The 14,198-nt window shown below is 35.8% G+C and carries 13 protein-coding genes; 9 read left to right on the top strand and 4 right to left on the bottom strand.

Features of this window, described 5'->3' with window-relative positions; genetic code table 11:
- The first annotated feature begins 130 nt into the window (after positions 1-130).
- A complete protein-coding gene (locus tag PUH65_RS02405; protein WP_305518279.1) occupies positions 131-2,650 on the top strand; it encodes an ATP-dependent Clp protease ATP-binding subunit in 2,520 nt (839 codons plus the stop codon).
- A gap of 106 nt (positions 2,651-2,756) precedes the next feature.
- Here PUH65_RS02405 and PUH65_RS02400 read toward each other — a convergent pair whose 3' ends face one another.
- The gene (locus tag PUH65_RS02400; RefSeq protein ID WP_305518278.1) at positions 2,757-3,260 is read right to left on the bottom strand and encodes a superoxide dismutase family protein; all 504 of its coding nucleotides are present in this window, start codon (positions 3,258-3,260) and stop codon (positions 2,757-2,759) included.
- Positions 3,261-3,411: 151 nt separating this feature from the next.
- On the opposite strand from PUH65_RS02400, the gene PUH65_RS02395 reads away from it, so the two are divergent.
- The 8 genes from PUH65_RS02395 to PUH65_RS02360 all read left to right on the top strand — a co-directional run bounded on the left by PUH65_RS02395 (position 3,412) and on the right by PUH65_RS02360 (position 11,473).
- Positions 3,412-5,631, top strand: coding sequence for a TonB-dependent receptor (locus tag PUH65_RS02395; protein WP_305518276.1), 2,220 nt, complete (start codon positions 3,412-3,414; stop codon positions 5,629-5,631).
- 111 nt (positions 5,632-5,742) lie between these two features.
- On the top strand, positions 5,743-6,384 hold the full coding sequence (locus PUH65_RS02390; RefSeq protein ID WP_305518275.1) for a hypothetical protein: 642 nt from the start codon (positions 5,743-5,745) through the stop codon (positions 6,382-6,384).
- Positions 6,385-6,469: 85 nt separating this feature from the next.
- Positions 6,470-7,189 (top strand): bifunctional 2-polyprenyl-6-hydroxyphenol methylase/3-demethylubiquinol 3-O-methyltransferase UbiG, encoded by a 720-nt coding sequence (locus PUH65_RS02385; protein WP_305518273.1) that lies wholly within the window; start codon positions 6,470-6,472, stop codon positions 7,187-7,189.
- Between the two features lie 36 nt (positions 7,190-7,225).
- Positions 7,226-8,986: a DNA mismatch repair endonuclease MutL gene (gene mutL, locus PUH65_RS02380; protein ID WP_305518271.1), complete on the top strand. Its 1,761-nt coding sequence runs from the start codon at positions 7,226-7,228 to the stop codon at positions 8,984-8,986.
- 5 nt (positions 8,987-8,991) lie between these two features.
- The gene (locus PUH65_RS02375) at positions 8,992-9,723 is read left to right on the top strand and encodes a rhomboid family intramembrane serine protease (RefSeq protein WP_305518269.1); all 732 of its coding nucleotides are present in this window, start codon (positions 8,992-8,994) and stop codon (positions 9,721-9,723) included.
- A 12-nt stretch (positions 9,724-9,735) separates the two neighbouring features.
- Positions 9,736-10,713, top strand: coding sequence for an endonuclease/exonuclease/phosphatase family protein (locus tag PUH65_RS02370; RefSeq protein ID WP_305518268.1), 978 nt, complete (start codon positions 9,736-9,738; stop codon positions 10,711-10,713).
- Positions 10,714-10,715: 2 nt separating this feature from the next.
- Entirely contained in the window at positions 10,716-11,090 is a 375-nt protein-coding gene (locus PUH65_RS02365; RefSeq protein WP_305518267.1) for a hypothetical protein, read from the top strand.
- Between the two features lie 38 nt (positions 11,091-11,128).
- Positions 11,129-11,473: a hypothetical protein gene (locus tag PUH65_RS02360; RefSeq protein ID WP_305518266.1), complete on the top strand. Its 345-nt coding sequence runs from the start codon at positions 11,129-11,131 to the stop codon at positions 11,471-11,473.
- Positions 11,474-11,503: 30 nt separating this feature from the next.
- Here the strand turns inward: PUH65_RS02360 and PUH65_RS02355 are convergent, their stop codons facing one another.
- From PUH65_RS02355 to PUH65_RS02345, 3 genes are all read right to left on the bottom strand, one after another.
- Entirely contained in the window at positions 11,504-13,018 is a 1,515-nt protein-coding gene (locus PUH65_RS02355) for a GH3 auxin-responsive promoter family protein (RefSeq protein ID WP_305518260.1), read from the bottom strand.
- 105 nt (positions 13,019-13,123) lie between these two features.
- Positions 13,124-13,534, bottom strand: a complete 411-nt coding sequence (locus tag PUH65_RS02350) for a BrxA/BrxB family bacilliredoxin (protein ID WP_193811322.1) — start codon at positions 13,532-13,534, stop codon at positions 13,124-13,126.
- A 207-nt stretch (positions 13,535-13,741) separates the two neighbouring features.
- On the bottom strand, positions 13,742-14,188 hold the full coding sequence (locus PUH65_RS02345; RefSeq protein ID WP_305518257.1) for a GatB/YqeY domain-containing protein: 447 nt from the start codon (positions 14,186-14,188) through the stop codon (positions 13,742-13,744).
- Between the last annotated feature and the right edge of the window lie 10 nt (positions 14,189-14,198).

Here is a 14,198-nt window from a genome sequence, read left to right as displayed (position 1 = left end):
AATTTTAGGGATATTAAGAAATTATTGACTGCCATATAGTCCTGATTTATATTTGGTAAAGTATTTGTAACTTTAATAAAGATTTCAAAGATTTTTATATATCTTTAATTAACAGACGAGAAACAATAATATGGATAGTCAATTTTCAAGTGGTTTGGATCAAGTTTTCAAACACAGTAAGAACGAAGCAAGACGCTTGCACAGCGAGTTTCTAAATACAGAACATTTCCTGTTAGGAATGATTAAAACAGAAAATTCTGCCAAGGAGATCATGCATAATTTGGGAGCCGATTTAACCCAAATAAAAAGAAAAATCGAAACAATGTCCGTTGCAAGTCTAAATCCATTTTCTGTAGAAAGTGAAAAAATATCTTTTACAAAAATGGCTGATCAAGCGATTAAGCGATCAGAATTAGAATGCAGACAATATCAAAGTTCAGAAGTGAATACCGTACATCTTCTGCTTGGTATTCTTTATAAATCAGAAGATCCTACGACGAGTATTCTTAGTTCGTATGATATCGACTATGAAAGAGTAACTAAAGAATATCAAACCATGCTTAAGAATTCTGGACAAGATCCGAAAATGAGTTCTTATGATGACGATGAAGAGCGTGAAGAATTCGGACAAATGAGAAAACCGACCGGAAATATCGGTACTGGAAAAAGCAAAACGCCGACTTTGGATAATTTCGGACGTGACCTTACGACACTTGCCCGCGAAGGAAAACTGGATCCAGTGATCGGTCGTGAAAAAGAAATCGAAAGAGTTTCTCAAATTTTGTCAAGAAGGAAAAAGAACAATCCTTTGCTAATCGGTGAACCAGGTGTTGGTAAATCAGCGATTGCGGAAGGTTTGGCTTTAAGAATTCAGCAGAAAAAAGTATCGCGTGTTCTTTACGGAAAACGAGTCATTACTTTGGATCTTGCAAGTTTGGTTGCCGGGACAAAATACCGGGGTCAATTTGAAGAGCGAATGAAAGCCATAATGACTGAACTGGAAAAAAACAGAGATGTCATTTTGTTCATCGATGAATTACATACGATTGTAGGCGCAGGAAGTTCAACCGGAAGTTTGGATGCTTCAAATATGTTTAAACCAGCCTTGGCAAGAGGTGAAATTCAATGTATCGGTGCTACAACTCTTGATGAATACAGACAGTATATCGAGAAAGATGGAGCGTTAGAAAGACGTTTCCAAAAGGTAATGGTAGAGCCAACAACCGTTGAGGAAACTGTGCAGATTTTAAATCAAATTAAAGACAAATACGAAGATCACCATAATGTGATTTATACCGACGAAGCAATTTTGGCGTGTGTCAATTTAACTGCAAGATATATTACAGACCGTTTTCTACCAGATAAAGCGATTGATGCAATGGACGAAGCGGGTTCTAGAGTGTATATTAAAAACATGAAAGTTCCGACCGAAATCATCGAGCATGAAAAAAGCATCGAAGAGATTAAGGAATTGAAACAGGCCGCAGTTAAAAAACAAGATTATCTGGAAGCCCGTAAATTAAAAGATGAAGAAGAGCGTTTGCAAATGGAATTAAATGTTGCGCAAACCGAATGGGATAAAGAGGTTAAAGAGAAAAAAGAAATCGTGACTGAAGACAGCGTTGCTGAAGTAGTTTCGATGATGAGCGGAATCCCAGTAACGAAAGTTGGAAAAAATGAGTTAGATAAACTGGCGCTAATGAATGAAATGCTGAATGGCAAAGTCATCGGACAAAAAGAGGCCGTTAAAAAAGTGGTGAAAGCCATTCAACGTAACAGAGCAGGATTGAAAGATCCGAACCGACCGATCGGCACCTTTATTTTCTTAGGAACAACAGGTGTTGGTAAGACGGAATTGGCGAAAGTGATGGCCCGTGAACTTTTTGATTCTGATGAAGCATTGATCAGAATCGACATGAGCGAGTACATGGAGAAATTTGCAGTTTCCAGATTAGTTGGTGCGCCTCCAGGATATGTTGGTTATGAAGAAGGTGGTCAGTTGACCGAAGCCGTTCGTAGAAAACCTTATGCTGTAGTGCTTTTAGATGAGATAGAAAAAGCGCATCCAGATGTATTTAATATTTTACTGCAAATTTTAGATGAAGGTTTTGTGACCGATTCTTTAGGTCGTAAAATTGATTTTAGAAATACCATCATTATTTTAACTTCCAATATTGGAACGAGGGATTTAAAAGATTTCGGAGATGGTGTTGGTTTTGGAACCAATGCGAAGAAATCAAATACCGACGCAAGAGCGAGAACTACAATAGAAAATGCTTTGAAGAAAGCTTTTGCTCCAGAGTTCTTGAATAGAATTGACGACATCGTGATCTTTAATAATTTAGAAAAAGAAGATATTTCGAAAATCATCGATTTAGAATTAGGCAAATTGTATAAACGTCTGGAAAAACTAAACTACAAAGTGGAGTTAACCGACGAGGCAAAAGAGTTTATCGCTGAAAAAGGATGGGACAAAGATTTTGGAGCAAGACCTCTGAAACGTGCCATCCAGAAATATATTGAAGATTTATTGGCAGAAATGTTAGTGAACAAATTATTGACCGAAGGCGGAACAGTTGTTTTGAAAGTTAACGAAGCCAAAGATGGATTAGAAGGAGATCCAGTTAAAAAGAAAGCGAGTGTAAAATAAATTCTCGTATTACTCCTAAAAAATCCGTTTCGTCATTGACGAAACGGATTTTTATTTTAGAGAAATTTTCCATCCTTTACGATTGAGGAAAAGAAAATTTTGTCTCTTACTTAATTTCTATGCAACCAACTCTACCACCAGCATTTCCAGTTGGTTGAGTGTGAAAGTCATCTGCATCAGCATGAATAATAATCGATTTTCCGATGATGTTTTTAGTTTCATCTTTACAACCCATGCACCAGTTATCGGTTTCAAAAACCAACCTTGCAGTTCCATCTTTATCAGCAACTAAATTTCCGATATCACCCATGTGGAATTCACCATGTTCCCATTTTCCGTGTTTTTCAGCTGTCGGATTCCAGTGTCCACCAGCAGAACTTCCATCGGCTGCGGAGCAATCTCCTTTTTCATGAATATGAACGGCGTGGATTCCTGGCGTTAATTTGTAAACACTCAAATCCATAGATACATTCTTTCCTTTTTGGGTAAACTGGGCGGTTCCTTGGGTATCGGTGCCACTTTTAGAATTAATAACGTAAGACTTTGTTGTCGAGCAAGATACCGCAAAAAGAGCAGTGCATGCGAACATCGAAAGGGTAGCGATTTTCATAATAATATTGTTTTAGATTAAGGTGATAGGATGGTTTTGACAAATAAATAAAATTTTCAAACCCCATTCAGTTTACAAATTTAACCATTCGGTAGATTAATTTTTCAGCAAATCTCATTCCGTAATACATTTGTGGTATAAAATTAACGCCATGCAAACTTTCATTATTTCTAAAGTCCTCCTTCTTGTGTTTTTTATCATTGGTATTTTTTCCAATGCACAAATTTCAATTTCGGGAAAAGTATATTTTAAAAGTAAAGGAGTAAAAGATATTTCAGTCACTTTAAAAGATAGTTATGACGGTGCCACTACGGATGCTAATGGAAACTATTCTTTTGAAACTTCTGAAAAAGGACAAAAGACTTTGGTCTTTTCAAATTCAAAATTTGTAGAAGTTGAAAAATCAATCGTCATCGAAAATGAAGATCTCTCAATAAATTCCGATTTAAAAGAACAGATTTCCGAAATCGATGCTGTCGTAATTTCTGCCGGTTCCATTGAAGCAAGTGATAAAAAAAGAGCGACCACGCTTTTGACTCCAATTGATATTTATACTACTGCAGGCGCAAACGGACAAGTTTCTTCTGCCTTAGAAACCCTTCCCGGAGTTCAGAAAATTGGTGAGGCCGAAGGTTTATTTGTTCGTGGCGGAACTGGAAATGAAACTAAATTTTTTATGGATGGAAATTTAGTTAACAATTTTTTCGGAAATTCTATTCCAGGAGTAAAATCGATGGATCGATTAAATACTTCTTTATTTAAAGGAAATATTTTTTCAAGTGGCGGATATTCTGCCGTTTACGGACAAGCGTTATCTTCGGTTTTGGTTTTGGAAAGTATTGATTTTCCGGAAAGAAATTCTATTGATTTGGGAATATCGCCTTTATTTCTAACCGCAGGATTTCAAAATGTAAATGAGGAAAAATCGAAATCATTTGGGATTTTTGGTTCGTATTCTAATTTAGAATTGATGACGAAATTAATTAAATTCAACAATGATTTTACCAAAGCGCCAGAAAGTTTCGGTACGAATTTTAACTTCAGAATTAAAAATAAAAATGGCGGAATCTTAAAATATTATGGCAGTTTCGACACCAATAAAATTGACTTGCAATCACAAAGTTTAGAACCCAATATCGATTTCGACAATACTTCATTAAAGGGAAAAAACACTTTTCATAATTTATCTTTCAAACAAAAATTTGGTCAATATCTTTTAAGTGTAGGAACTTCTTATACTTTTAATTCTAACGATATTGATTTGAGTAATACTTTTCAAAATAATGAAATCAATTCAAATTCAATTAATATTAAAGGCAATTATTTCAATGTTAAAGGAGTGTTAGAAAGAAAGATAAACAAAATTTCAGCAGTGAGAGCAGGAATCGAATTTAATCAGTCCAAAGAAAAAACAGAAGTCGCTATATCGCCAAATCCTTTTCAGTCAGATGATCAAATTACTTCACTTTTTGCCGAAACTGATTTAGGGTTTAGCAATAATCTATCCGCAAAATTGGGTTTAAGATCTGAGTATTCCTCAGAACTTAATCACTGGAATCTTGCTCCAAGATTGGCAATGGCTTATCGACTTTCTAAAAAATGGACGACTTCTTTGGCGTATGGAATTTTTTATCAAAACCCAGAACAAAAATATTTCGGCAGCGATCCTTTAAATTATCAAAAAGCCGAACATTATATTTTCCAGGTTCAAAAATCGGAGGAAGGTAGAAGTTTTAGACTCGAAGCATTTTACAAAAACTATACGGATTTAATTAAAAACAAAGTTGTTGATTTTCGCCAAACTGCCATTAATAATAACGGAGACGGTTTTGCAAAGGGTTTTGAAGTTTTCTGGCGCGACAAAAAATCGATCAAGGATATTGATTACTGGGTTTCCTATTCTTATTTAGATTCAAAAAGAAATTTCGAGAATTACGACCAAAGTTTATTTCCCAATTTTGCGGCAAAACATACGCTTTCTGTTGTGGCCAAAAAATTCGTAACCGATTGGAAAACTGGTTTTAACCTATCCTATACTTATGCTTCCGGAAGACCTTTTTATAATTTTCAAACCGATAATAATGGTGACTATCATTTAAATAATCAAGGAAAACTGAAAGATTATAATGCGCTTAATTTCAGTTTAAACTATTTGCCCAATCTTGGAAAGAAGGATTCAAAAGCATTTACCATTCTCGTTTTGTCGGTTAATAATATCTTAGGACAAAAGAATATTTACGGCTACCAATTTTCGAATGATGGTTTAAGAAGCAGACCGATTTTACCTTCAGCCAGTACGTTTGTTTTTATCGGTGCTTTCATCAATTTCGGTATTGATCGAACTCAAGATGCAATTAATAACAACCTTTAATACGGTTCGGAAAATGGAATTAACCTTTCAGTAAGAAAAAATTTCATTCCGTTTAATTCAGAATTACCTTTGAATCATCAAATTAGAATACCAACTCAAAAATTTAATATCATGAAAAAATTATTTTTAACAATGCTTTTATTAGCAACAGTGAGCATCTTCGCCCAAACTACTTTTGAAAAAGTAATGACAGAAAAAATCGCAAAAATGGAACAGTTAAAAACTCAGGAAGATTTCACGGCGCTGTCAAATGATTTCATAAGAATCGGTGATAAAGAAAAAACACAATGGCTTCCGTACTATTACGCCGCACATACCTCCATTGAAAAAGGCAGAAGTTTAATGCGAACCGGACAAGTTTCTGACTTGGATGCTATTGCTGCAGAAGCCCAAACTTATTTGGATAAAGCCGCTGAATTAAGCAAAGACAACGCTGAAGTTTTAATTCTGCAAAAAATGATTCACGGTTTAAAAATGATGGTCGATCCACAAGCCAGATTTATGAGCGAAGGAATGTTGGGTGCAGACGCGCTTTCTAAAGCGGCAAAATTAGATCCCGAAAATCCGAGAATTACTTTACTCAAAGCCGAAGATGTTTATTATACTCCAGAGCAATATGGCGGTAGCAAAGCTAAAGGATTGGAGTTATTTCAAAAAGCAAAAGATCAGTTTGCAGCATACCAACCGAAAACAGCGTTACATCCTAATTGGGGGAAAGGTGAAGTCGACTATTTTTTGACGAACAAACCTTAAGCGCGCCAATTTTATAAAATAACCTCCGGGATTTCTGGAGGTTATTTTCATTTGAGGCAAAGAATAATTTCACTAATTTTACGGCATGAAAAAAGACGACATTGCTGATTTTTACGATGAATTTTCGACGAAACAAGTCAAGACCGGCGCCAATGAACGTTTGATTTCTTTATATAAAAGACTTACTAAATTAGGCTTAAAATCAAATTCAAGAATTCTGGAATTAGGTTGTGGCGTAGGCATTTTCACAAAGTTACTCTCAAAACAAATTTCTACTGGTTTAATTGAAGCCGTAGATTTAAGTGAAAAAAGTGTCGCAATTGCTCAAAATGAATTGAAATCGAAAGAGAATATTCAGTTGGAAGTTGCAGACGTCGTATCATACCAACCTGAAAATTCAGATTTTGATTTTATTACTTTAATGGATGTTATTGAACATATTCCGTTAGATCAACACGATGCATTATTTGAAAATCTAGCGCAAATTTGTTCAGACAGAACAGTAATCGCTATTAATATCCCAAACCCTCAATACATTGGGTACGCGAGAATTAACCATCCGGAAAGTTTGCAGGTCATCGATCAGGAAGTTCACTTATTTCCGCTGTTGCAACATTTTGAAAAACATGATTTAGAATTAGTGTTTTTTGAAAAGTATGGTATTTGGGAAGTAGAAGATTATCATTTTATGGTCGTACGTAAAAAGAGAGAATTTAGCCTCAATCATCTTGCTGATCAACGAAATATTTGTGAAAAAGTCTTGAAAAAAGTAACTTCCAAAATCGACGCAATTAAATACCAATAATTGCTTTAAAACCCTTTATTTGACTATATTATTTAAATGTCAGACATTATAAAACTTTTGCCAGATCATGTTGCCAACCAAATCGCCGCCGGTGAAGTGGTGCAGCGCCCTGCCTCTATTGTGAAAGAATTGGTAGAAAATTCCATCGATGCTGGTGCGACGAAAATTGAGCTGATAATTCGGGATGCTGGACGCAACTTAATTCAGGTGGTTGACAACGGAAGCGGCATGAGTGAAACGGACGCAAGATTCGCCTTCGAACGTCACGCTACGTCAAAGATTAGTACAACGGAAGATATTTTTAAAATTTCGACCAAAGGATTTCGTGGTGAAGCTTTGGCTTCCATCGCAGCCGTGGCAGAAGTAGAATTGAAAACCAAAACGCACGATGCGAAAATTGGCACTAATATTTATATTGAAGGTGGCGGATTTCAATTTCAGGAACCAATTCAAACGGCGGAAGGTTCTAACTTTTCGGTAAAGAATTTATTCTATAACGTTCCGGCCAGAAGAAAATTTTTAAAAAATAACAACATAGAATTTCGTCATATTATCGATGAATTTCAACGAGTTGCGTTGGCGCATGAAAATGTGGAGTTCGAACTTTTTCACAATGATGATATTATTTTCAGACTGCGAAAAGCCAGTATCTTACAAAGGATTGTAGATATTTTTGGAAGAAAATTACAACCACTTTTAATTCCAATTAAAGAGGATTTAGGTTGGATTCAACTCAATGGATTCGTAGCCAAACCAGAAGGTGCGAAAAAAACAAGAGGCGAACAGTTTTTCTTTGTGAACGGAAGATTCTTTAGAAGTCCCTATTTCAATAAGGCGGTGCAGGAAGCTTTTGAAGGATTGCTTTTACCAGGATATATTCCGACTTTCTTTCTGTTTTTAGAATTAGATGCCGAAAAAATTGATGTAAATATTCACCCTCAAAAAACCGAAGTTAAATTCGAAGATGAAAACTTAATTTTCGCATTGGTTCGATCCACGATTAAAAGGTCTTTAGGAATTTACAATGTTTCTCCGAGTTTAGATTTCGACCGCGATTCTGGAATGGACGCTTTTTTGAATCAGAAAAGTACCAGCGGCAGTTTTAAAGTACCGGAGATTGTAGTAGACCGCGATTATAATCCGTTCCGAGAAGAAACCGTTTCGGCTGGAGAAAAGGTGGCGATGACCGAAATGTATCAGCAAAATATTCAAGCTGAACCTTCCAAAATAAACCTTTTTGAAGATGAAGATTTTGATGAGGATTTAATGCGTCTTCCAAATGGATATTGGCTTTTCAACAAGAACGGAAAAACATTAATGCTGGATTTGGGCAGAATGCAGCGCCTAATTGTAAGCGAAAGAAACGCGAAGAAAAAACGCAGCAATGAAAAACACACGCTTCTTTTTTCGCTCGAATATCACATGAATGAAACAGAGAAAAATAAGTTTCGTTCTATTAAAAAATACTTGCCCGAACTTGGTTTTGAAATGATTATCGCGAATGATAATGTGTTGAGAATTGATGCAGTTCCGCAAGGTTTAAAAGAAACCCAAGTCATGAAATTTCTGGAAAATCTTTTTGAGATTTTAGAATACAGGACTGAAGAAGAGTTTCTTGATTTTTATAATAACCAATGGAATAAGATCCACAGCAAATCCCGTTTTGATTTTCTCTATAAAATGGAGGCGGAGCAGGTGATTAAGGATTTTACTTTATTGGGTTTTCCAGAATATTTACCGTCGGGGAAAAGATGTTTTATCGAAATTCCTTTAGATGACTTAAAAAATAAATTTTAAAGAATATGTTTCAGAATATTACACCGATTACCCGAAATATCATCATCATCAATGTTGTTGTTTTTGTACTTTTCTATTTGCTCAACAACCAAGAGTTGTACATGAAGTTCTCAGCATTTTATCCTTTTTCTCCTTTTTTTAGATCTTGGCAAATCATTACTCACATGTTTATGCATGGTAGTTTAATGCATATTCTATTTAATATGTTTACGCTCTATAGTTTTGGTCCTGTATTAGAGAGAACGTTGGGTGATAGAAAATACATCATCCTTTATTTTGTGAGTGGACTTGGGGCTTTTTTTCTTTTCAATTTATGGAATTTCATTGAGGTTCAGCAGATACAATCAAGTTTAGAAAGTTTCGGATTTAATTTAAATGGATATTTGGCTGGAGAGAATGTTTCTTTTACAGGAAGTCCTGCGGCAATCAGTAGCCAGCGAGAATTGGTTGAAAATCTAAAATCGATTATTTTGGTTCCTATGGTTGGCGCATCAGGCGCAATCTTCGGCGTAATTGCTGCGTTTGCGACCTTATATCCAAATGCTGAAATAGGAATTATGTTTATTCCAATTCCTGTAAAAGTAAAATATGTTTTACCAGTTATAGTGATTGGTTCTATATTTTTGGGAGTTACAGGAAACGTGGGTGGTATTGCTCACCTTGCTCACGTGGGTGGTGCAGTTGTAGGTTTCGGCTTAGCAAAATATTGGAAAAGGAACCAATATAGAATCAATTAGAAAATTCGAATTGTGAAAATTTTCAGGTTTGGTTTAATTCTTATTCATCTTTTCATCATTGTTTTGCTCAGCGGAACAGTGTTGAATGATTACGTTTCTCCCGCAGTATTTCCGTATTTAAATCTACTTTCTTTGGCATTTCCGATGCTTATGGTTTTAAATGTTATGCTCTGCTTTTTCTGGATTATTCTGTGGAAGAAGCGGGCATTATTTTTCCTCGCAGTTACATTAATGATGATGATGCCTATTCGAAGATGGGTTAACTGGAGTAGCAAAAGTTCTGAAAAACCGAATCTGAAGGTAGTTACGATGAATGTGAAATTCTGTAGTTTCGGAAAGGATGAAATAGATGATTACCTGAAAAAAACTGATGCTGATATTATCTTGACACAAGAGGCTCGAAGAGGTTTTGAAGTTCCAGGCTACAAGCACAGAATTAGTGATTTACAAATAGTCGCTCTCAATTCGAAGACAGAAGTCATTAAACAAGAAAAATTAGCCACCTTCAGTAATGGAAACGCTTTCTATGCCGACATTAAATTTGAGGGTAAAATAATTAGAATTGTTAATGTGTATTTGAATCCATTTTCCTTCGATAAACAAATGGTAAAGCCGGTTGAAGATTTGCAGGAAAATAAAACCAAAGTAAAAGATATTATAAAAAAGTTAGTACCGACTTTTAAAATCCATCAGAAAGAAATTGTCGATATTCGAAAAGCAATCGATCATTCGCCATATCCGGTTATTCTTGCAGGCGATTTTAATTCTGTTCCTAATTCTTACGAGTATTATGAGCTGGGTAAAGGTTTAACTGATGCTTTCGTAGAAGTTGGGCGCGGAAGTGCTACCAGTTTTCATGACTATAAATTTCCGATCAGAATTGATTATATCTTTACATCGAAGGAGATAAAACCCATCAGTTATCGAGTAGATCGGTCGGTGAAATTATCAGATCATTTTCCTGTAATTGCTGAATTTAAAGTTGATTAAAAATGAAAAATATAATTACAATTTCAATTCTTTTTTTCCTTATTTCCTGTGGAAAGGAATCCGCAAAAAAACGGATTATTGTTGAAGAAAAATCCTCTGTTCCTCCGTATGATACCATTGCAATCGACTCCTTTTCTCAAGGTGCAACAAGCGTTGATATCGCTGCCAAAATTAAAATGTCTTCTCGTAAATTTCAGGATTCTTTAAGACAAATAAAATTGAAGAATGAAGAAGAAAGATTGCTCAAAAAAGCCACAGACGAAAAACTGGAGTTAGAGAAAAAAACAGCGGAATCCCAAAAGAAGAAGGAAGCAGAAATTAATAAAGCCAAAGAAAAATCACAGGCAACAATTCCTGAATCGACGGTTACTCCGTAAATTTTATTTAAATTTGAATTCATTTAAACATTAATAACATGAAAAAGTATTTCTTAATAGCAAGCGCAATTTCCTTAGGGTTAATGAGTTGCAAAAAGTCAGAAGTCAAGATTGAAACCGTAGAAAATCCAGATGGAACGGTAACCACGACCACCATAGAAAAAGAACATTCTACCACTTTGGATTCTGTGCAAATTAATGAGACCGTTGATCAGGCAAAACAAAAACTGAATGATGCCGGAGAAAAGCTTGATCAGTACGCGACCGATGGACGAACTCAGTTTAAGAAAGCGGGCAAAGACGTAAAAGCCGCCGCCGCTAAAGGTGCTGAAAAAGTAGAAAAAGGTGCCGAAAAAATAAAAGAAGATCTCGAGAAAAAATAGATAACCATCTGCTGTAATTCAGCAGATTTTTTATTGGTTCATCTCTAATAATGGCTCGATAAATTCACGGTCATTGCTGAGTCTTGGGACTTTATTCTGACCACCGAGTTTGCCTCGTTCCGACATCCAGTTATAGAAAAGATGAGGTTTTGCAACGTGAATGATCGGCTTTTTCAAAGTGATGTCATTATACCTTTTTGCTTCATAATCGCTATTCACTGATTTTAAATGATTGTCGAAAACTTCGGCAAACCTTTCTAAATCGCCTGGTTCGTGAGTAAATTCAAAAATCCATTCGTGAGCGCCACTTTCACCTTGTTGCATAAAAACGGGCGCGCCAGTAAAATCTAGAATGGAGGATTCAGTTGCCTCACAGGCTTTTGCCAAAGCGGTTTCTACATTATCAATCATCAGCTCTTCTCCAAATGCATTGATATAATGTTTGGTCCGCCCCGAGACTTTAATTCTAAAAGGTTGAAGAGAGGTAAAGCGCACAGTATCCCCAATTAAATAGCGCCAAAGTCCACTGTTTGTGGTAATGACCATTGCATAATTTTTACCGATCTCAACTTCTTCTAATGGAATTGCCTCTAACTTATCAGGATTAAATTTATCCATTGGAATAAATTCATAGAAAATTCCATAATCCAGCATGAGCAACATCTCATCACTTCCGTGCTGGTCCTGAATTCCAAAAAAACCTTCAGAGGCGTTATAAATTTCGTAATAATTAATATCTTTTCCGATGATCTTTTTAAACTGTTCACGGTAAGGTTTAAAACTTATCCCACCATGAAAAAAGACTTCTAAATTCGGCCACAACTCTGAGATACTTTCGTGACCTTTTTCTTTTAAAATCCTTTGTAACAAAACCATCATCCAACTTGGTACGCCGGTTAAACTGCCGACTTCTTCATTGGTTACTTCAGAAATAATTGCATTTAATTTAGATTCCCACTCCGACATCAGCGAAACTTTTTTGCTTGGTGTTGTCGTGATTTCAACCCAAAAAGGAAGGTTGTCAATTAAGATGGCAGAAAGATCGCCAAACTTCGTATTAAAGTTTTCATAGAAATCAGCACTTCCGCCTAAACGTAGATTTTTATTGATGAAGAGTTGATTATCAGGATGATTATTGGCATAAATTGATACTAAATCTTTTCCCGCTTTCATATGGCACAGTTCTAAACTTTCATCGGTAATAGGAATAAATTTACTTTTAGCATTAGTTGTTCCAGAAGATTTAGCAAAATTTTTCACATATCCTGGCCAGAAAACATCTCGTTGACCTTGTCGTGCTTTTTCTATATATGGTTCAAAATCTTCGTAAGTAGTGATGGGAACATTCTTCGTAAAATCTTCATAACTCGAAATGGAACTGAAACCGTGGATCTTGCCGTAGTCTGTATTTTCTGCGTAATAGAGTTGGGAGAAGAGCACTCCGTTTTGGGTTTCAATCGGGTGGTCCATAAAATTCTGAATTTGATCAATCCTTTGTTTAATAAACCAGTTGACCACCGTATTGAAAAGTGCTTTTGTTGCCATAGAGACAAATATAATATTTTTCTTTCAAAAGGTGTTATGCTATGTATTACAAAAAAATTCCGCCTTCTAAAAAGCGGAATTTTAATTTAAACTAAAATTTTAGTTTTAGCAATACTCTTCGTAAGCACCTTGCAAATTCGCAGCAATTGCGCCTGCAGGATTTCCTTCGATGTGGTGTCTTTCTAACATGTGAACCAGTTCACCGTCTTTGAAAAGAGCGATACATGGCGAACTTGGTGGGAAAGGTGCCAAAAATTTACGTGCTTCGTCAACCGCTTCTTTATCGTAACCTGCAAAAACAGTTACCAAATTCGCTGGTTTTTTATCTCCTGTTAAAGAGAAAACAGCGCCTGGTCTAGCTGCACCTGCTGCACAACCACAAACTGAGTTGATCATTAATAATGTTGTACCTTCTTTTTTAAGTGCTTGGTTTACTGCTTCAGCAGAGGTTAAGTCTTGAAAACCTTTATCGGTTAGTTCATGCTTCATTGGCATTACTAAATCATCTGGATACATATTGTACGTTTTTTAAATTGAACTTTTATTTAGAACGATTCTGATTTGCAAATTTAAGTATTATTAATCAGACTACTTCCATACTATTTTCATCAAAACCATTCCATCTTTTAAAGTACGACTTTTTGTCCACAAAAAACCCGAAACAAAAATGCTCCGGGTTTCAATCAAATCGATATGCAAAGGTTGTATATCCTAAATAAAACTTTAAGAAAGTAATTTTTTCGCCATCTCGGAAATGCTTTTTCCGTCGCTTTTTCCGGCTAGTGATTTACTTGCCATTCCCATTACTTTTCCTAAATCTTTGGCGCTGGTTGCGCCCGTTTCGGCGATTATTTCTTTCATCGCTGCTTCTAACTCTTCACTGGTCATTTGCTGCGGTAGAAATTGCTCAATGACTTTGCTTTGTGCTTCTTCAACTTCCGCTAAATCGCTTCTGTTTTGGGCCGTAAACTGGTCATAAGAATCTTTGCGCTGCTTGATCATTCTCTGTAAAATTGCGATCTCTTGTTCTGCGGAAACTTCTGCTCCTTTTGCTTCAGTTTTCAACAATAGGATTTGAGATTTTACTGCACGCAAAGCGTCTAAGGCAACTTTATCTTTTGCTCGCATGGCGTCTTTAATCGCGTCGCTGATGATATTTTCTAAACTCATAATTTTGATA

Source organism: Kaistella sp. SH40-3 (assembly GCF_030686865.1).
Taxonomy (GTDB): domain Bacteria; phylum Bacteroidota; class Bacteroidia; order Flavobacteriales; family Weeksellaceae; genus Kaistella.
Note: the sequence above shows the minus strand (reverse complement) of the source record. Positions and strands in the feature narration are given on the sequence as shown.